The sequence below is a fragment of the Streptomyces canus 299MFChir4.1 genome, from assembly GCF_000383615.1.
GTDB lineage: Bacteria > Actinomycetota > Actinomycetes > Streptomycetales > Streptomycetaceae > Streptomyces > Streptomyces canus_C.
Genome location: NZ_KB911604.1, coordinates 65,626 through 83,417 on the forward strand (window position 1 = coordinate 65,626; position 17,792 = coordinate 83,417).

The window sequence follows — 17,792 nt, forward strand, 5'->3', positions numbered from 1 at the left end:
GTCAGGGTCCCGTTCGTCGGAACCTACGAGAGCTCTTCCGCGAGCTCCGCCAGGATTTCGGCGTGGCACCGTTCGGGCGCGCACCAGCAGGCCAGGGCCTTGCCGCGAAGGCCGGGCAGCAGAGCGAGCAGATCCGGCCGCGCCAGCAGATACGCCCGGTACTTCGCCATGACCTCGGCCCGCGTGCCGTCCCGGCGGCGCGCGGGGGTGTCATAGGCGAAGGGGTTGTACAGCGGGTGCTTCGGCAGGTCCCAGCCACCCATGGTCCAGCGACGCCCGACGTAGACGAGGTCGGCGGGCGCGTGTTCGAGGCGGGGGCCGTACTCGTGGATACGGCCCCTGACGTTGACCACGCGCGTGTGCACGACGTCCTAGTGCTCGTACGGCAGGAGGTCGGGTCGCTTCGGGGGCAGGCCGTCGCCCGAGGAACGGCCCGTCAGACGCCGGCCGATCCAGGGCAGCAGGTACTGCCGGGTGAACCGTACGTCGGCGATGCGGCGGGCCAGCCACGGCGGCGGCACGGTGGCCGGCAGCGGCGTTCGCCACTCCGTGTCCTCGGGGTCGTAGCCGAGGCACTGCCACACGGCCTCGCAGACCCTGCGGTGGCCCTCGGCTGTCAGGTGCAGCCGGTCCACGTCCCACATCCGCTGGTCGGACAGCGAGTCCGCGCCGTACAGGTCGACGACCACCGCACCATGCCGCCCGGCGAGTTCGTCGACGACCCCGAACAGCTCCTCCATGCGCGGCCGGAAGCGGGCCTGGACCGGGCCCTGGCGGCCGGGGCTGTGCATCAGCACCAGCTGCTTGCAGGACGGGGCCAGCCGCTCCACGGCCTCCGTCAGCAGGTCGCGGACGCGGACCATGTCGCACTTGGGCCGCAGGGTGTCGTTGAGGCCGCCCACCAGCGTGATCACGTCCGGCTGCATCGCCGCCGCCACGTCGACCTGCTCGTCGACGATCTGCTGGATCAGCTTGCCGCGCACGGCGAGGTTGGCGTACCGGAAGCCGGGTGTCGCGGCGGCCATCCGGCCGGCGAGGAGGTCGGCCCAACCGCGGTAGGAGCCGTCCGGCAGCAGGTCCGACATGCCCTCGGTGAAGGAGTCGCCGACCGCGACCAGGCTGGAGTAAGTGGGATTCGTCTGCATGGCGGAAGAAATGGTAACCCGCTCACATACTTACCGGTCGGTGGGTCCGGGGGGCCCCACCTGCAGGCCGAACAGCTCCCGCAACACGTCCTCCATCGTCACCAGCCCGGCCAGCCGCCCGTCCTCGCCGAGCACCGCCGCCAGGTGCGTCCGGCTGCGCCGCATCGCCGTCAGCACGTCGTCGAGCGGGGTGCTCTCCCGGATCCGTGCGATCGGCCGCATGTCCCGCACCGAGAACGGCAGATCCCGCGGTGAGGCGTCCAGCGCGTCCTTGACGTGCAGGTAGCCGACGATCCGGCGCCCCTCGTCCACCACCGGGAACCGGGAGAACCCGGACTCGCTCGACAGCGCCTCCAACTGCTCCGGCGTCACCCCCACCCGCGCGTAGACCACGCGTTCCAGGGGCAGCACCACGTCCCGCACGGGTCGTCGCCCCAGCTCCAGAGCGTCGTGCAGCCGCTCCCGCGCGCGCTCGTCGATCAGGCCCGCCTCACCCGAGTCCCGCACGATCCGGGCCAGCTCGGCGTCCGTGAAGGTGGCCGTGACCTCGTCCTTGGTCTCCACGCGCAGCAGCTTCAGCAGGGCGTTCGCGAAGGCGTTGACCGCGAAGATCACCGGGCGCAGCCCGCGCGCCAGCGCGACCAGCGGCGGCCCGAGGAGCAGCGCACTGCGCACCGGTTCCGCGAGCGTGACGTTCTTCGGGACCATCTCGCCGAACAGCATGTGCAGATACGTCGCCAAAGCCAGCGCGATCACGAAGGACACCGCGTGCCCCGCGCCCTTCGGCACACCCACCGCGTGGAACACCGGCTCCAGCAGATGCGCGATCGCCGGCTCCGCGACCACACCCAGAACCAGCGTGCACAACGTGATCCCGAGCTGCGCCGCCGCCAACAGCGCGGAGACGTGCTCCAGCCCCCACAGCACGCTCTTCGCCCGCCGGTCGCCCTGCTCCGCATGGGGCTCGACCTGACTGCGCCGCACCGAGATCAGCGCGAACTCGGCTCCCACGAAGAAGGCGTTCACGACAAGCGTCGCCAGACCGATCAGCAACTGGACGACGATCATCGCGCGGTCCTCTCCGGGAGCAGGGGCTTGGCCTGGATCATGACGCGGCCCCCTCCCCGATCAGGGGCGCGTGGAGCAGCACTCGGGCGGCTCTGCGGCCCTGGGCGTCCGTCACGTCGAGCTGCCAGCCGTTGACCTCCACCGAGTCGCCGACGGCCGGGATCCGGCCGAGTTCCGTCGCCAGCAGGCCGGCGAGCGTCTCGTACGGACCCTCGGGCGCTCGCAGGCCCACGCGTGCGAGCTGGTCGATGCGGGTCGAGCCGTCGGCCTCGAAGAGTTGCCTGCCGTCCTCGTCGGTGCCCGCGGGGGCGAGGTCGGGGGTCTCGTGCGGGTCGTGCTCGTCGCGTACCTCACCGACGACCTCCTCGACGATGTCCTCCAGCGTGGCCACGCCCGCCGTGCCGCCGTACTCGTCGATGACGACCGCCATCGTGCGCTTGCCGGACAGCCGGTCCAGGAGCCGGTCCACGGTGAGCGACTCGGGGACCAGCAGCGGCTCGCGCAGCAGCTCGGCGACCGAGGCGCGGGGCCGGCGGTCGGCCGGAACCGCCAGGATGTCCTTGATGTGCGCGATGCCGACGACCGAGTCGAGGCTGCCGCGGTAGACGGGGAACCGGGACAGCCCGGTCGCGCGCGTCGCGTTCGCCACGTCCTCGCAGGTCGCCTGGATGTCCAGGGCGATCACCTGCACCCGCGGGGTCATCACGTTCTCCGCGGTCAGGTCGGCGAGGTTGAGTGTCCGGACGAACAGCTCGGCGGTGTCCGCCTCCAGCGCGCCCGCCCGGGCGGAGTGCCGGGCAAGGGCGGCCAGCTCCTGCGGCCCGCGCGCGGAGGCCAGCTCCTCGGCGGGTTCCAGGCCGAAGCGGCGCACCACCCGGTTGGCCGTGTTGTTGAGGTGGGTGATGAAGGGGCGGAAGGCCGCGCTGAACCAGCTCTGCGCGGTGCCCACCCGCTTGGCCATGGCCAACGGTGAGGAGATCGCCCAGTTCTTGGGCACCAGCTCGCCGACCACCATCAGGAAGACGGTCGACAGCGCGGTGCCGAGCACCAGCGCCAGCGACCGGGCCGCGGACCGCGAGATCCCGAGCGACTCCAAGGGCCCCGCGATCAGCGCCGCGATCGACGGTTCGGCGAGCATGCCGACGACCAGGTTGGTCACGGTGATCCCGAGCTGCGCCCCGGACAGCTGGAACGTCAGATTCCGTACGGCTTTCAGGGCGCCGGACGCACCCCGTTCACCGCGCTCCGCCGCCCGCTCCAACTGGCCGCGGTCCACCGTGGTCAGCGAGAACTCCGCCGCCACGAAGGCACCGCAGGCCAGCGAGAGAAGGATCGCCACCAGCAGGAGGAGCACTTCGGTCATCGGGTCACCTCCGTCCCATGATCGGACAGGGTCCCCGGGATCGCCCGTCCTAGTCGGCGAGGGGCTTCACCCAGCGCCGCCACTTTTCCTCGGGCGCATACCCCGCCGCGCGCCAAGCGTGCTGTGCCGTCTCGTTGCGCACCAGCACCATCGCGTCCCCGCGCCGCCCGCCGAGCCGTACGAACCGCTCTTCCGCGGCCGTGAGCAGCTCCGAGCCGATGCCCCGCCGACGGTGACCCGGATGCACCGCGAGCCGGTACAGATGGCACCGCCAGCCGTCGAAGCCCGCGATCACCGTGCCGACGAGTTCGCCGTCGAGCTCGGCCAGTATCAGCGCCTCGGGGTCCCGAGCGACCAGCCGCTCCACGCCCTCCCGGTCGTCGCTGATGCTCGTCCCCTCGGCAGCCTGCTTCCAGAAGGCCAGCACGGTGTCGAGGTCGTCGGGCGTCGCGGCCCGTATGCGCAGGTCGGTCATACGGCGATCCCATCACGCCCGACGGCCCGGCACCCGCAGTTCCGGCATCCGGACGGCTACCGGCCGCGCAGTCGCGCCATCACCGGCGCGAACGCCTCCATGGACGCCTCCAGCACCGTCAGATAGGTGAAGCCGTACCGCTCACGCTGGGCCAGCACCTGCGCGACGATCTCCTCGACCGTGCCGATCAGCATGATGGGCAGGTCCAGGGCCTGCTGGAGGGTCAGGTCCGGCAACCGGTGCAGGAACGGGGTGGCGACGGCCTCGCGGTCGTCGGTGACGACCACCGTCTGGATGAGCAGGTTCAGTTCGGCAGGCTCCTTGCGCCCCTCGGCGAGGTGCAGATAGCGCGCGACGCGCTCGTCGAGCTGCTCGGCGGTGGTCGGGGTCAGCGTGCCGGTCGTGTTGCCCGGCACCAGGGTCGCCCCGGTGAAGGCCGCGATGTCGGCGTGCTCGGCGGACAGCTTCAGCACCCGGTTTCCTATGCCGCCGATCAGCAGGGGCACCCGGGGCCGCTGCACCGGCTGCGGCACATGGTCCGGCGAGGACAGCAGCCGCTCCAGCTCCTCGACGGTGCGCCGCAGATGGTCCACCCGCTCGCCCGGAGAGCCGAAGGGCAGCCCCGCCTGGTCGTGCTCGGACTGCACATAGCCGGTGCCCAGGCCGAGTTCGAGGCGGCCGCCGGTCAGGGCGTCCACCGTGGCCACCTCGCGGGCGAGCAGCGCCGGGTTCCAGAACCCCGCGTTGAGGACGAACGTGCCGAGCCGTGGTCGCTCGGTGACCTCCGCCGCCGCGACCAGCGCCGGGAACGGAGCGATCTTGCCGAGATGGTCGGGGACCAGGATCACGTCGTAACCGAGTTCCTCGGCCCGCCGGCACTTGGTGCGCCAGTCCTCGTCGGTGGCGGCGGCGGTCAGGTTGGCGGCGAAGCGGAAGGGACGGGGCTGCACGGAACGGGGCATGAACTCTCCTCAGCGGCAAGCGACTTGAGTTGTCTGCCCCGCGATTCCATCACTCGTGCGCGATCGCCGCCAGTACGTTCATGCGCGATGCACGCAACGCCGGCAGCAGCGCCGCCACGATCCCCACCACCGCCGAGCCGACGACGACCGCGACGATCGTGCCCCAGGGGATCGCCAGCGCGTTCAGGCCCTGGAGCGCCAGCACCTGCTGGGTGCACACGCCCCACACCAGGCCGAGGGCGAGCCCGAGGACCGCGCCGAACACGGCGATGACCACCGACTCCAGCCGGATCATCCGCCGCAGCTGACGCCGGGCGAGCCCGATGGCGCGCAGCAGCCCGATCTCCCGGGTGCGCTCCACGACCGACAGGGCGAGGGTGTTGACCACGCCCAGCACCGCGATGACGATTGCGAGCCCGAGCAGCGCGTACACGAGGTAGAGCAGGACGGCGATCTGGTCGTGGACCAGGTCCTTGTAGTCGGCGAGGTCGCGCACCTGGACCTGCGGATACGGGTCGAGCGTCTTCTCCAGGGCGGCGCGCAGCCGGTCGGCGCCGGCGCCGGAGGCGGCGTTCACATACAGCGCGGAGTCCTGGCCGCCCTGCGCGAACCGCTCCAGCGTGCCCAGACCGAAGTAGATGCCGCCCTGCGTCCCGAACCCGTCCGCCGAGTCCTGGTCGGTGAGGGCGCCCACGGTCAGTTCGGTCCGGCGCCCGCCCTGGAACTCGACGGGGACCCTGCTGCCGACCTTCACATGGTGGTCGCGCGCGAAGTCCAGGTCCATGGCCAGGTGCCCGGCGGCGAGCGCGGCCGCGGTGTCGCCCTGCGCGTAGGTGATGTGGGCGACCTCGTCGAGCCGCGGATCGTACCCGGCGGCGGTGGTCTCCACGCGCTTGCCGTCGGGCAGGCGTACGGCGATCGGGGCGAATCTCGACCGTACGACGAGCCCGGCGCCCTCGGTCCTGCGCACCGCGTCCGTGACCTCCTGCGGGAACGGCAGGAAGTTGCCGTTCTGCACGACGAAGTCGGCGCCCAGCGTCTTGTCGATCTGGTCGTCGAAGGACTTGGACATCGAGGCGCTGGCCACGGACATCCCGCCGACCAGGGCGAGGCCGACCATCAGGGCGGCCGCGGTGGCGCCGGTGCGGCGGGGGTTGCGCAGGGCGTTGCGCTGGCTCATCCGCCCCACCGGGCCGAAGAGGGCCGGGAAGGCGCCGCCCAGCACCCGGATCACCGGCCGCACCAGCAGGGGGCCCGCGATGACGGTGGCCAGGAGCGTCAGGACGACGCCGAGGCCGAGGAGGGAGGCCGCCGACGCCGTTCTCGACGAGGTGACACATCCCACCAACGCGGCCGCGCCCGCCGCGCCGACGACTCCTCCCACGATCGCCCGCACACGCAGCGGTTTTCCGATCCCGGCGATCTCGGCGTCCGCCAGGGCCGCCATGGGGGAGACGCCGGCCGCACGCCGGGCCGGGAGATAGGCCGCGACGAAGGTGACGCCCACGCCGACGACGTAGGCCGCCACGGGGGTTCCCCAGCCGATGACCATCTCGCCGGTCCGGATGTTCATGCCGAACGCGTTCATGAGCGCGATGAGCCCGACGGCGAGCCCGATGCCCGTGCCGAGCCCGACCGTGGAGCCGACCAGACCGAGCAGCGTGGCCTCGGTCAGCACTGAGCGGCGGACCTGGCGCCGGTCGGCGCCGAGTGCGCGCAGGAGGCCCAGCTCACGGGTGCGTTGGGCGATCAGCATGGAGAAGGTGTTGACGATCAGGAAGATGCCGACCAGGACGGCGATGCCCGCGAAGCCGAGCATGACGTACTTGATGACGTCGAGGAATCCGCCCAGCTGGTCGACGTCCGACTTCGCCTGCTCGCCGGCGGTCCGGTACTCGTAGGTGCCCGTGCCGAGCGCGGCGGCCACACGCTGTTTGAGCTGGTCGTTGCTGACGCCCTCGGCGGCGTCGACCGAGATGCTGGTGGCGGCCTTCGAGGAGCCGAGCAGCTTCGCCTGCGCGGTCGGCGGGTCGAGGAACAGCAGCGTGGCACCGGGGTTGGTGGTGGTGAACGTGGCGATGCCGACGATCCGCACCTTGAACGAGCCGGGCGCCGCGATCACGGTGAGCGGGTCGCCGATGTGCAGGTCCTTGCGGTCGGCGGTCTCCGAGTCGAGCAGCGCCTCGGCCGGGCCGTGCGGGGCGTGCCCGGAGGTGAGCTTCAGCGGGCTGCGCGAGGTCGGGTTCCAGTCGGTGCCGATGGTGGGGGCGCCGGTGGTCGAGCCCACCGACTCGTTCTCGGCGTCGGCGACGGTGATGCCGTCGTCCTCCGCGTCGAAGCGCGCGGCACCGACCCCGTCGACCCGGGCGACCCGGTCCGCGAGCGCGGCCGGCAGCGTGGCCGTCGTGCCGGACGGGATGGCCTCGCTCAGGTCTTCCTTGGGGCTGATCGTGAGGTCGGGCGCGGTCGAGGCGAAGAGCCGGTCGAAGGTGCGGCTCAGGGTGTCGGAGAAGATCAGGCTGCCCGAGACGAACGCCACGGACAGGACCACGGCCAGCGCGGAGAGCAGCAGCCGTCCCTTGTGGGCGAGGAAACTGCGCAGGGTCGCCTTCAGCACGGGGTCAGCCCTCGTCGGTGTCGGCGTCGACCTGGCCGCGGATCACGTCGAAGCGCTTCATGCGCTCCAGCACGGCCTCCGCGGTGGGCCGCTCCATGCTGTCCACGATCCGCCCGTCCCCGAGGAAGAGCACCACGTCGGAGTGGGCGGCGGCACCCGGGTCGTGGGTGACCATGACGACGGTCTGCCCGAGCTGGTCGACGGCTTCGCGCAGGAACCCGAGGACCTCCAGGCCCGCCCGCGAGTCGAGGTTGCCGGTCGGCTCGTCCGCGAAGATCAGCTCGGGCCGGGAGGCGAGCGCCCGGGCGCACGCCACGCGCTGCTGCTGACCGCCCGAGAGCTGTGCGGGCCGGTGCTTCAGACGGTCCCGCAGGCCCAGGGTGTCGATGACCTGGTCCAGCCACTTCTCGTCGGGCTTCTTGCCCGCGATGTCCATGGGCAGGGTGATGTTCTCGGCCGCGTTCAGTGTCGGGATCAGGTTGAACGACTGGAACATGAACCCGATCCGGTCCCGGCGCAGCCGGGTCAGCTCGCGCTCCTTGAGTCCCGTGATCTCGGTGTCGCCGAGCCACACCTGGCCGGCCGACACGGAGTCGAGCCCCGCCAGGCAGTGCATCAGCGTGGACTTCCCGGAGCCCGAGGGCCCCATGACCGCGGTGAAGCGGCCCCGCGCGATGTCCACGTCCACCGAGTCCAGGGCGATCACGGCCGTCTCGCCCGAGCCGTACGCCTTGGTCAGACCGCGGGCGCGGGCCGCGATCCTGTCGGCCGGGGCGGTGTCCGGAGCGTCCTCCGCAGCAGTTGCCATGAGGCCGAGGGTAGTGTGATCCGTCCCACACTCGATATCCCTCTTGGGGTCGAGGCGGTCTCCACCCCAGGTCGGGTCCCTGATACCCGTGTAAGGGGCACCGGCTAGGCCCGAAGGTCCCTCTTGCCAGTGCTAGCACTTCGGCGCTAGCTTCGAAGTATGGCGAAGACTCAGTTGAACGTGCGGGTGGACGAGGGCACCGCCCGCGCCGCCCGTGAACGTGCCCTCGCCCGCGGCGTGAGCGTCAACCGCTACATCGAGGAACTGGTCATGAAAGACACCGGCGAGGCGGGCCAGGCCTTCGTGGAGGCCGCGGCCGACTTCATGAAGCAGTACGAATCCGTGTTCGCGGAGGAGTTCGGCAAGGACCACGAGACTCGTTGAGCGATCTGCACATCGACCTCGCCTGGCTCCTGATGCTCGCGGAGCAGAAGACCCCGGGCGATCCCCAGGTCACCGACTGGGGCGCACTGGTCGCCGCCGTGGCACGCCACCAGGCGGAGATCTTCGACATCCCGGTCTACGACGGCCCGCACCTGCGTGCCGCCGCGCTGCTGCAACTCCTCATCCATGTCCCGGCGTTGGAGCGCACCAACGCGCTCTTCGCCTGCGCGGTCGGGTACGCCTATCTCGTCGCGAGCGGGCTCAGGGTCGTCACCTCGCCCGAACTCGTCCGGGACCTCGCCAAGGTGGCCAAAAAGGGCGACGCCTCGGTGCACGACATCGCCCGCGAGCTGCGGAGATGGACGCTCTGATCAGCGCTCCGCCGGCGGTGGCCGCCAGGCGGTGCCCAGCACGCAGAAGCACGTGGGCAGCGTCGGCCCCTTTTCCGGCATCAACACCCGCCGGTAGGGGCCGAGTTCGAAACCGGCCGCCCGCAGGGCCGCGACCGGGTCACGGCCCAGATGACAGCCGCCGCTCAGCGGCGGCCACAGCGTGCGGTCCAGGGCACGCTGGGTGAAGCGCATCGCCGGACCGCCGCCCTTGCCGTGCTCGAAGAACCGCACGACCCCGCCGGGCCGCAGCACCCTGCGCACCTCGCCGAGCGCCCGCGGCACGTCGCGCACACTGCACAGCACCAGCGAGATCACCACGGCGTCGAACGCCTCGCTCTTGACGGGCAGCGCCTCCGCGGCCCCGGGCGCCACGTCTACCGGCACCTCCGCGCGCAGGGCGGCCTCCACCGCCAACTGCCGCAGCCGGCGCTCCGGTTCGATCGCCACGACCTCGGAGACCGCGCGGGGATAATGCGAGAAGTTCAGGCCGTTGCCCGCGCCGATCTCGAGCACCCGCCCGGACAGCCCGGCGAGCAGCCGCTTTCGCACGCCGGCCATGCCCATCCGGGTCTCGGCGGCGACACTGACCCGGGCGTAGTACCGGGCGAACAGCGGATGGTGGACGGGGTCCCGGGACACCTTCCCGGAACCGGCGGACCGCGGCGCCATGGCAGCCTCCCTCACCGGACAGGACTGACCTCACCGCAATTGTCCCCCGCGGGACCCCGTCGCACCCCTGCGGGGACTCACCGGACGAAGTCGCGCACCTGCTCGTAGACGCCGTGGTCGTTGTTCATGTCGGTGTGCGAGATGCAGCCGACCTCGACGTTGGTGGCCCCGCTGAGGATCGCCGTGGTGTCGGGGGTGAGGGCGTCGTCGCAGTTGGACCAGTAGCCGGCATAGCTGACGCTGCCCGGCGTCTCGTCGCCGGAGTTGAGGGCCGTGAGGAAGGAGCTGCCGGTGTACATCTCCGCGCACGAGGTGTACAGCCACGAGCACCAGGAGGCCGTGGTCGTGCCGTGGTTGACGCCGGCGGCCGAGACGAAGTCGTCCACGTACGCGGTGCCGCCGAGGTTCTTCAGGTAGTAGCGGGCGCTCAGCGCGCCCATCGAGTGGGTGACCAGGTCCACCTTCGAGGCGCCGGTCGCCTTGAGGACCCGCTGGACCTCGGTGGCCAGCTGCTGGGCGGTGGTCACGTTCGACTGCGACCAGCTGTACGACCAGGCGTCGAGCTCTGACGTGGGGTAGCCGTCCGCCTTGAAGTCGGCGATCCAGTCGTCCCAGCTGCTCGCGTCGCTGCTGAGGCCGTGCACGAAGACGACGGGGTTGTGGGTCGCCGCGTGAGCGGGGACCGCGGCGAAGGAGAGTGCCAGAAGGAGAGAAGTGACCACGGCCGCGGCGATGCGACGCCCGAAGCGCTGCATGATGCCTCCTGAAACGGGTGGGGTTGTCAGGAGTGTCGGCGGGGTCTACGCGCTCCGCATCGGTGAAGTCGCCGGTCTTTACGGGTCAATTAACTCGCCAGTAACGTGAGTTGCGTGGTGACTCCGGTGAACCCTCCGCATCAGACCTCCACTTCGCCACCGCAGCCCGTGATCTCGGCCCTCCCCGAGGGCGTCAGGGTGCGGCTCTCGCATTCCGTTTACGGTGATCCGCGCGCCGTCGCCGAACTCGTGACGCTGCTGACCGACCGTCAGTCGGCGGGCCTGGACCCGCTCCCCACCGACCCCGTCGATCTCGCCCCCGCGCTGCTGCGTGCGCTACGCGCGGAGATCCGGGTCCTGCCCGACGACACCCGCCTTCTCCTGCTCCTCGCTGCTGCCGACCAGTACCCGGTCGCCACCCACGCCTTCCCGCGCGCCGTCACCGCCGCCCGCCTCGACACCCGCCCGCTGGAAGCCGCGGAGGCGGCCGGTGTGGCGCACTCGGGGGCGGGCGGGGTCGTCTTCCGGGACGCCTGGACGAGGATCGCCGCGTACGAGTCCGGCACCCCGGCCGACCGCCGGGACGTCCACCGTCTGCTGGCCCGCGTGCTGCACGGCGACGGCGAGGCTCCCCGTCGGTCCTGGCACCGGGGCGCGGGCGCTCTGGGTCCGAGCGGACGGCTTGCCGCGGAGCTCCGCGGCTCCGCGGACAAGGCCCGGCACACCGGACAACTCGCCCTGGCCCGGGTCCTGCTGGAGCGGGCCGCCGCGCTCTGTCCGGACCCGGCGGAACGCTCCCGTCTGGTGACACGTGCCGCCGCGGACGCCTGGCAGGCCGGTGACGGCGACCGGGCCCGCCGACTGGCGGCCGACGGCACGGCCGACGACGCCCTCTCGGGTCTGTTCGCGTTGCGCGAGGGCAATGCGACGGAGGCGTTCGACGCGCTCCTGGGCGCGGCGGCGCACCGCGCGAGACCCCGAAGAGGGAACGATTCTCCAGACGCGGGCGGGACACCTGGTGACGGCGAGGTGTCCATCGACCCCGCCTCTCATCTCCTCGCCCGCGCCACCGAGGCCGCGATGTACACCGGCGACCTGCGCCGCTGCCGGGACGCCGCCCGGGTCGCCGGGCGACTCGGGATCGCGCAGCCCGGCACGCTCGGCGGACTCGCTGCCGCCTTCGAGGGGCGCTACGAGGACGCCCGAGACCTCCTCCAGGCGGCCGCCGGGCGTTGCGGTCCCGGCGGCGACCCCACCGTCCTGATCCACGCCGGCATCGCCGCCCTGATGCTCGGCGACCACACTCGCGCGGCCACCGCGACCCTGCGTGCCGTCACCTTCGCCCGCGCCCGGGGCGCGACGGCCGTCGTGGCCCAGGCCATGGAGTTCCGCGCGTACGCCGACTTCTGGACCGGCCGCCCCCAGGCCGGACAGACCGCGGCGACGGAGGCCCTGCACCAGGCGTACGCCACCGGGCAGGACAACGGGGCCTGCCACCTCCAGGCCGCCCTCGCCATGTTCGCGGCGATCACGGGTGACGCGGACGTCTGCCGCGACCGCGCCGCCGCCGCACGGTCGTACGCCCTCGCCCGGGGCCTCGGCCTGCCCGCCGCGCTCGCCCTGTGGGCGCTCGCCTTCCTCGACCTCACCCATGGGCGTTTCGCCGGCGCGGCGGCCCGGCTGCGCGCCCTCGCCGGGTTCGGTCCCGGCCACGGCCACCGGGCCATCCGGCACCTGGCCACCCCGCACTACGTCGAGACCGCCGTCCGCACCGACGACACGAGGATCGCCCGTGGCGCCCACGCCGACTACCACCGCTGGGCCACGGCCGTACGCAGCCCCGACGACCTCGCCCTGAGCGCCCGATGCCGTGCGCTGCTGGCTCCCGGCGAGGAGGCGGTCGAGCACTACCGCGCGGCGCTCGACCTGCACGCCCGCGGCACCCGCGACTTCGAACGCGCCCGCACGGAGCTACTGTTCGGCAGTGCTCTGCGCCGTCTGCGCCACCGCACCGAGGCCCGCGACCGCCTGCACAGTGCCCTGGCGGCCTTCGAACACTTCGGCGCCCCGCACTGCGCGGCCCAGGCCCGAGCCGAACTCCGCGCCCTCGGCGCCCCGGCGGCACCGACCCACGCCGTGGAACCCACCGCACGCCTCACCGCCCAGCAGTTGCTGGTCGCCCGGATGGTCGCCGAAGGAGCCACCAACCGGGAGATCGCCGCCCGGCTGGCCCTCAGCCCGCGCACGATCGACCACCATCTGCGGGGCGTCTTCACCCGGCTGGGCATCCGCTCCCGCATCGAACTGGTGCGGCTCATCGCGGAGAGCGAGGGCCCCTGGGCGCGGTGAGCGGCTGTGCGTGGCGTCAGCGTGCGAACTTCTCGATGGCCTCCGGGGTGACGGGCGTGAAGAAGTTGACGAGGTTGCCGTCGGGGTCGCGGAACAGCAGCGACCGGTTGCCCCAGGGCATCGTGGTGGGCTTGGTGACGAAGTCGGTGACGAAGCCGGTCAGGTTGTTGTAAACGCTGTCCACGTCGTCGACGAGGAACTCGGTGATCACACTGTGGTTGTCCGCCGGGCGGGCGGAGCCCGGGGCGAACAGCGGGACGGTGCGGGTGCTGCCGATCGCGAGGGTGGCGCCCGCGGTCTTGAGTTCGGCGAAGTCTTCGTTGGCCCACGTCGCCTGCGCCCCTGTGGCTCGCTCGTAGAACTCGACGAGGCGCGTGACGTCGCTGGTGATGATGCGGATCGAGACGAAGTCCATGGGATTCTCCTTGGCTGTGCTGAACGCGTGCTCGTCGCAGGCTAGGAGAAATAGGGGACAGAATCGGTCCTGTATTCGCGTTAGGCTGCGAACATGCCCCGACCCACCGGCCGCGTGCTGACACTTCTGGAGCTGCTGCAGTCGGGCGGCACCCGGACCGTGGCCGAGCTGGCCGACCGTCTCGGTGTCGAAGGGCGCACCGTGCGGCGGTATGTGAACCAGCTGATCGACCTGGACGTGCCCGTGGAGTCGGTGCGCGGCCGCTACGGCGGGTACCGGCTGGGGCCCGGGTACCGCCTGCCTCCGCTCATGCTCAGCGACGACGAGGCGCTGGCCGTACTGCTCGGCCTGGTCGCAGGCCGCCGGGCGGGGCTGACGACGGCGGAGCGCACGGCGAACGAGACGGCGTCGGCGAAGATCCGGCGGGTGCTGCCCCAGCACATCGCCCGTCGGCTCGACGCGCTCCTGGAGGCTCTCGACTTCACGGACCAGCCCGGCGAGTTGGACCACCCGGACGCCGGGCTCCTGCTGACCGTCGCCGACGCGGTGCGCCACCGCCGGCCGGTCTCGATCCGCTACACCGACCGCGACGGACGGCGCAGCGAGCGCACACTGCACGCGTACGGGATCGTCGCCCATGCGGGCCGGTGGTACGTCACGGGCAAGGACGCCCAGGTCGGCGAGGACCGAACCTTCCGGCTCGATCGCATCGCGGACGCCAGGGCCCTGCCCGGCTCGTTCGAAGCGCCCGTGGGTCCCGCTCCGGCACAGCGTGTGCTGTCGGGATTCGCGACGGCCGAGTACCGGCATGAGGTGATCCTGCGAGTCGACGGGACCGTCGAGCAGATCCGCGCCCACCTCCCGGCCGCCGTCGCGACCCTGGAGGAGCACGAGTCCCCGGACGGCGAGGACCGGGCGACCGAGCGCTGGATGCGCGTCAAGCTGCGGGCGGAGCGGCTCGACTGGTTGCCCGGGGTCCTCGCCTCACTCGACCGGCCGTTCGTCATCGAGCGCCCCGCCGAACTGCGCGACCTCGTCATCGCGCTCGCCGACCGCCTCGCGTCCTGCGCCCGCCGAGCCTGACAACGAGGACGGACGTGATCGGACGGCACACCTGGAGGTTCCCCGAGGCCCGCTCAGGGAGCCTCGCGCACCCCGAACGCCGCCGCGTCCCACGTCCCGTCCAGCCGCGGTGCCAGCCAACTCGGCGCCACGGCGCGGAAGTCGGCCGGAGCGAGCCGTCCCGCACCGGCCGGCAGAGCGCCGAGCAGCGGAGCCCCGGACACATCCGGCAGATCCGCGAGGTTGCAACGCGACGCGAGGTCCGGGGAGTCGGGCCAGCTGCCGATCACCACACCCGCCAAGTCGAGCTTGCGGCGTCGCAGTTCACGGGCCGTCAGCTCCGTCGTGTTGAGCGTGCCCAGCCCCGCCGACGCCACGACCAGGACCGGCGCCCGCAGCAGCTCCGCCGCGTCGGCCAGCGTCCCGCCCCTGTCGTCGAAGCGGACGAGCAGCCCGCCCGCCCCCTCCACCAGCACCAGATCGTGCTCGACGGCCAGCTTGGCGGCGGCCTCGGCGACCTCCCGCGGCCGCACCGGCCGCAGAGCGGCCCGCCGCGCGGCCGTCGCCGGGGCCAACGGCTCGGGAAAGCGGGCGAGTTCGGCCCTCGTCACGGCACCCGCGAGCCGGGCCACCTCGTCGGCGTCCCCGGGCTCGTCCGGCCGCACACCGGTCTGCGCGGCCTTCAGGACGGCGACCGTCCGTCCGGCGGCGAGCGCGGCGGCGGCGACGGCGGCCGTGGTGACGGTCTTGCCGACCTCCGTGCCCGTCCCCGTGATCACCAGAACCGGCATGTCATCCCTCCTGAGCGGCGGCACACACCGCACGCGCGATCCGTGCCACGTCCTCGTCACCCGTGACGTACGGCGGCATCGTGTAGACGAGGTCGCGGAACGGCCGCAGCCACACGCCCTCGCGGACGGCGGCCTCCGTCGCGGCCCGCATGTCGACGTCGTGGTCCAGCTGTACGACCCCGATGGCGCCGAGCACCCGCACGTCCTTCACACCCGGGAGCCCACGGGCCGGCGCCAGCCCCTCGCGCAGCCCCGCCTCGATCCGCTTGACCTCGGAGAGCCAGTCCTGCCCGAGCAGCAGGTCGATCGACGCGCAGGCCACCGACGCGGCCAACGGGTTGCCCATGAAGGTGGGGCCGTGGGCGAGCACCGGCACCTCGCCCCGCGAGATGCCGTCCGCCACCCGGGACGTGCACAGGGTCGCCGCCATCGTCAGGTAGCCGCCGGTCAGCGCCTTGCCCACGCACATCACGTCCGGCGTCACCGCCGCGTGCTCCGCCGCGAAAAGGGCGCCCGTGCGGCCGAAACCGGTCGCGATCTCGTCGAACACCAGCAGCACGTCGTGCGCGTCGCACGCCTCGCGCAGCACCCGCAGATAGGCGGGGGAGTGGAACCGCATCCCGCCCGCACCCTGCACCACCGGCTCCACGATCACCGCGGCCAGTTCGTCGGCGTGCCGCTCGATCGCCGCGCGCAGCCGGTCGGCGTACGACTCCTCGTACTCGGCCGGGGGCGCGTCCACGAACACCTGGCGGGGCAGGACCCCGGACCACAGTTCGTGCATCCCGCCCTCGGGGTCGCACACCGACATCGGCTGCCAGGTGTCGCCGTGGTAGCCGCCGCGCCAGGTCAGCAGACGCTGCTTGCCCGTGCGGCCCAGCGAACGCCAGTACTGCAGGCACATCTTCACCGCGACCTCGACCGACACCGATCCCGAGTCGGCCAGGAAGACATGCTCCAGGCCCTCGGGAGACATGTCGACAAGGAGCTTTGCGAGCCGGACGGCGGGCTCATGGGTGAGCCCGCCGAACATCACATGGCTCATCCGCCCGAGCTGCTCCCGCGCGGCCTCGTTCAGCACCGGGTGGTTGTAGCCGTGGATCGCCGACCACCAGGAGGACATGCCGTCCACCAGCTCGGGGCCCCCGGCGAGCCGCAGCCGCACCCCGCTCGCCGACTCCACGACGAGCGGATCGACCCGGCCGGGCATCGGACCGTACGGATGCCACACGTGCCGCCGGTCGAGTGCCAGCAGCTCCGGCACGGGCAGGCCGGGCAGATCAGGCATTGGGCGCGAGATCCGTTCCGGCACCTCGACGGCGTACGGCGACGAGATCGGTCCGCGCCTCGTTGGCGGGAGCGGCGGCCGGGACCGTCGTACCGCAGACCCCGCCGCCCTGGTGGGACCCGCAGCCCGCGCCCTCGTGGGACCCGCAGCCCGCGGACTCGTGCGAGCCGCAGCCGCCACCGGCCGTCGTCCGGTGTTCGGGGAGGGTCACCTCGCCCGCGCCCTCCACCTCGAAGCCGGCGTCCGCGATCATCTCCAGGTCGGCCTTGCCGGCCTGGCCCTCGGTGGTGAGGTAGTCGCCGAGGAAGATCGAGTTGGCGAGGTTGAGGGCGAGGGGCTGCATGGTGCGCAGATGGACCTCGCGGCCGCCCGCGATGCGGACCTCGACGTCCGGGCAGACGAAGCGGACCATCGCCAGGATGCGCAGGCAGCGCTGCGGGGTGAGGTTCCACTCCTTGGCGAGCGGGGTGCCCTCGACCGGGATCAGGAAGTTGACCGGAACCGAGTCGGGGTCCAGCTCGCGCAGCGAGTAGACGACGTCGACCAGGTCCTCGTCGCTCTCGCCCATGCCGGCGATCAGACCCGAGCAGGCGGACAGACCGGCGGCGTGCGCCTTGGTCACGGTGTCGACGCGGTCGGCGTAGGTGTGGGTGGTCGTGATGTCGCCGTAGGTCGACTCGGACGTGTTGAGGTTGTGGTTGTAGGCGTCCGCGCCCGCCTCGCGCAGCCGCTCGGCCTGGCCGTCGGAGAGCAGACCGAGACAGGCGCACACCTCGACGCCCTCGTTCTCTTCCTTGATCGCCTTGATGGTGCCCGCGACCCGGTCCACGTCACGGTCGGTCGGACCGCGCCCGGACGCCACCAGGCAGACCCGCTTGGCGCCGCCCGCGAGGCCGGCGGCCGCGGCCTGGGAAGCCTGCTCGGGCTTGAGCCAGGTGTACTTCAGGATGCCCGTCGAGGAGCCCAGCCGCTGGGAGCAGTAGGAGCAGTCCTCGGGGCACAGCCCGGACTTCAGGTTGACGAGATAGTTGAGTTTCACCCGCCGTCCGAACCAGTGCCGGCGCACCTTTCCGGCCGCGGCCACCACGTCGAGCAGGTCGTCGTCGGAGGTGGCCAGCACGGCCAGCGCCTCCTCGCGGGTCGGCAGCTCGCGCCGAAGCCCCTTGTCCACCAGCGTGTTCAGCAGGTCCATGAGAGCCGATCCTGTCCTACGGACCCGCTCCGGGCCAAGGTAGGGATCGCACAACAC

The 17,792-nt window shown here is 72.1% G+C and carries 18 protein-coding genes; 4 read left to right on the top strand and 14 right to left on the bottom strand.

Features of this window, described 5'->3' with window-relative positions; translation table 11 throughout:
- Positions 1–23: 23 nt before the first annotated feature.
- From H293_RS0134400 to H293_RS0134435, 8 genes are read right to left on the bottom strand one after another with little or no spacing between them, the layout of a single operon-like run.
- On the bottom strand, positions 24–365 hold the full coding sequence (locus H293_RS0134400) for a DUF4326 domain-containing protein (protein ID WP_020122359.1): 342 nt from the start codon (positions 363–365) through the stop codon (positions 24–26).
- 6 nt (positions 366–371) lie between these two features.
- Positions 372–1,145: a GDSL-type esterase/lipase family protein gene (locus tag H293_RS0134405; protein WP_020122360.1), complete on the bottom strand. Its 774-nt coding sequence runs from the start codon at positions 1,143–1,145 to the stop codon at positions 372–374.
- A 30-nt stretch (positions 1,146–1,175) separates the two neighbouring features.
- A complete protein-coding gene (locus tag H293_RS0134410) occupies positions 1,176–2,213 on the bottom strand; it encodes a hemolysin family protein (RefSeq protein ID WP_020122361.1) in 1,038 nt (345 codons plus the stop codon).
- A 37-nt stretch (positions 2,214–2,250) separates the two neighbouring features.
- Positions 2,251–3,576: a hemolysin family protein gene (locus H293_RS0134415; protein ID WP_020122362.1), complete on the bottom strand. Its 1,326-nt coding sequence runs from the start codon at positions 3,574–3,576 to the stop codon at positions 2,251–2,253.
- A 49-nt stretch (positions 3,577–3,625) separates the two neighbouring features.
- A complete protein-coding gene (locus H293_RS0134420) occupies positions 3,626–4,051 on the bottom strand; it encodes a GNAT family N-acetyltransferase (RefSeq protein WP_020122363.1) in 426 nt (141 codons plus the stop codon).
- Positions 4,052–4,107: 56 nt separating this feature from the next.
- A complete protein-coding gene (locus H293_RS0134425) occupies positions 4,108–5,013 on the bottom strand; it encodes an LLM class F420-dependent oxidoreductase (protein WP_020122364.1) in 906 nt (301 codons plus the stop codon).
- Between the two features lie 49 nt (positions 5,014–5,062).
- Positions 5,063–7,630 (bottom strand): FtsX-like permease family protein, encoded by a 2,568-nt coding sequence (locus tag H293_RS0134430; RefSeq protein WP_020122365.1) that lies wholly within the window; start codon positions 7,628–7,630, stop codon positions 5,063–5,065.
- Positions 7,631–7,634: 4 nt separating this feature from the next.
- Positions 7,635–8,438 carry an ABC transporter ATP-binding protein gene (locus H293_RS0134435; protein WP_020122366.1) on the bottom strand — a complete coding sequence of 268 codons (804 nt, stop codon included), beginning with the start codon at positions 8,436–8,438 and terminating at the stop codon, positions 7,635–7,637.
- Between the two features lie 159 nt (positions 8,439–8,597).
- Here H293_RS0134435 and H293_RS0134440 point away from each other — a divergent pair, with 159 nt between their 5' ends.
- Both H293_RS0134440 and H293_RS0134445 read left to right on the top strand, forming a co-directional pair.
- A complete protein-coding gene (locus H293_RS0134440; protein WP_007380443.1) occupies positions 8,598–8,822 on the top strand; it encodes a hypothetical protein in 225 nt (74 codons plus the stop codon).
- Entirely contained in the window at positions 8,819–9,193 is a 375-nt protein-coding gene (locus tag H293_RS0134445; RefSeq protein WP_020122368.1) for a hypothetical protein, read from the top strand. Before H293_RS0134440 ends, H293_RS0134445 begins: the two co-directional genes overlap by 4 nt.
- On the opposite strand, the gene H293_RS0134450 is transcribed toward H293_RS0134445, so the two are convergent.
- On the bottom strand, positions 9,194–9,883 hold the full coding sequence (locus H293_RS0134450; RefSeq protein ID WP_020122369.1) for a class I SAM-dependent methyltransferase: 690 nt from the start codon (positions 9,881–9,883) through the stop codon (positions 9,194–9,196). It abuts the gene before it with no gap.
- 77 nt (positions 9,884–9,960) lie between these two features.
- A complete protein-coding gene (locus H293_RS0134455; protein ID WP_020122370.1) occupies positions 9,961–10,638 on the bottom strand; it encodes an esterase/lipase family protein in 678 nt (225 codons plus the stop codon).
- 117 nt (positions 10,639–10,755) lie between these two features.
- On the opposite strand from H293_RS0134455, the gene H293_RS0134460 reads away from it, so the two are divergent.
- On the top strand, positions 10,756–12,987 hold the full coding sequence (locus tag H293_RS0134460) for a LuxR C-terminal-related transcriptional regulator (protein ID WP_020122371.1): 2,232 nt from the start codon (positions 10,756–10,758) through the stop codon (positions 12,985–12,987).
- A 16-nt stretch (positions 12,988–13,003) separates the two neighbouring features.
- Here the strand turns inward: H293_RS0134460 and H293_RS0134465 are convergent, their stop codons facing one another.
- On the bottom strand, positions 13,004–13,402 hold the full coding sequence (locus H293_RS0134465; RefSeq protein ID WP_020122372.1) for a VOC family protein: 399 nt from the start codon (positions 13,400–13,402) through the stop codon (positions 13,004–13,006).
- A 93-nt stretch (positions 13,403–13,495) separates the two neighbouring features.
- Between H293_RS0134465 and H293_RS0134470 the strand changes: the two genes are divergently transcribed.
- The gene (locus tag H293_RS0134470; protein WP_020122373.1) at positions 13,496–14,485 is read left to right on the top strand and encodes a helix-turn-helix transcriptional regulator; all 990 of its coding nucleotides are present in this window, start codon (positions 13,496–13,498) and stop codon (positions 14,483–14,485) included.
- Positions 14,486–14,538: 53 nt separating this feature from the next.
- Here H293_RS0134470 and bioD read toward each other — a convergent pair whose 3' ends face one another.
- Genes bioD through bioB form a run of 3 tightly spaced genes read right to left on the bottom strand, consistent with a single transcriptional unit; the run spans position 14,539 to position 17,735 of the window.
- Positions 14,539–15,255 (bottom strand): dethiobiotin synthase, encoded by a 717-nt coding sequence (gene bioD / locus H293_RS0134475; protein ID WP_020122374.1) that lies wholly within the window; start codon positions 15,253–15,255, stop codon positions 14,539–14,541.
- A 1-nt stretch (position 15,256) separates the two neighbouring features.
- Positions 15,257–16,543, bottom strand: a complete 1,287-nt coding sequence (locus H293_RS0134480; protein ID WP_020122375.1) for an adenosylmethionine--8-amino-7-oxononanoate transaminase — start codon at positions 16,541–16,543, stop codon at positions 15,257–15,259.
- Positions 16,536–17,735, bottom strand: a complete 1,200-nt coding sequence (gene bioB / locus H293_RS0134485; protein WP_020122376.1) for a biotin synthase BioB — start codon at positions 17,733–17,735, stop codon at positions 16,536–16,538. Before bioB ends, H293_RS0134480 begins: the two co-directional genes overlap by 8 nt.
- Positions 17,736–17,792 lie beyond the last annotated feature (57 nt).

What these genes read in the sequence shown, in the direction of transcription:
- H293_RS0134405 (WP_020122360.1), bottom strand. Translation starts at nt 1,145, where the DNA reads ATGCAGACGAATCCCACTTACTCCAGCCTGGTCGCGGTCGGCGACTCC.
- H293_RS0134410 (WP_020122361.1), bottom strand. Translation starts at nt 2,213, where the DNA reads ATGATCGTCGTCCAGTTGCTGATCGGTCTGGCGACGCTTGTCGTGAAC.
- H293_RS0134415 (WP_020122362.1), bottom strand. Translation starts at nt 3,576, where the DNA reads ATGACCGAAGTGCTCCTCCTGCTGGTGGCGATCCTTCTCTCGCTGGCC.
- H293_RS0134420 (WP_020122363.1), bottom strand. Translation starts at nt 4,051, where the DNA reads ATGACCGACCTGCGCATACGGGCCGCGACGCCCGACGACCTCGACACC.
- H293_RS0134425 (WP_020122364.1), bottom strand. Translation starts at nt 5,013, where the DNA reads ATGCCCCGTTCCGTGCAGCCCCGTCCCTTCCGCTTCGCCGCCAACCTG.
- H293_RS0134435 (WP_020122366.1), bottom strand. Translation starts at nt 8,438, where the DNA reads ATGGCAACTGCTGCGGAGGACGCTCCGGACACCGCCCCGGCCGACAGG.
- H293_RS0134440 (WP_007380443.1), top strand. Translation starts at nt 8,598, where the DNA reads ATGGCGAAGACTCAGTTGAACGTGCGGGTGGACGAGGGCACCGCCCGC.
- H293_RS0134450 (WP_020122369.1), bottom strand. Translation starts at nt 9,883, where the DNA reads ATGGCGCCGCGGTCCGCCGGTTCCGGGAAGGTGTCCCGGGACCCCGTC.
- H293_RS0134455 (WP_020122370.1), bottom strand. Translation starts at nt 10,638, where the DNA reads ATGCAGCGCTTCGGGCGTCGCATCGCCGCGGCCGTGGTCACTTCTCTC.
- H293_RS0134465 (WP_020122372.1), bottom strand. Translation starts at nt 13,402, where the DNA reads ATGGACTTCGTCTCGATCCGCATCATCACCAGCGACGTCACGCGCCTC.
- H293_RS0134470 (WP_020122373.1), top strand. Translation starts at nt 13,496, where the DNA reads ATGCCCCGACCCACCGGCCGCGTGCTGACACTTCTGGAGCTGCTGCAG.
- bioD (WP_020122374.1), bottom strand. Translation starts at nt 15,255, where the DNA reads ATGCCGGTTCTGGTGATCACGGGGACGGGCACGGAGGTCGGCAAGACC.
- H293_RS0134480 (WP_020122375.1), bottom strand. Translation starts at nt 16,543, where the DNA reads ATGCCTGATCTGCCCGGCCTGCCCGTGCCGGAGCTGCTGGCACTCGAC.
- bioB (WP_020122376.1), bottom strand. Translation starts at nt 17,735, where the DNA reads ATGGACCTGCTGAACACGCTGGTGGACAAGGGGCTTCGGCGCGAGCTG.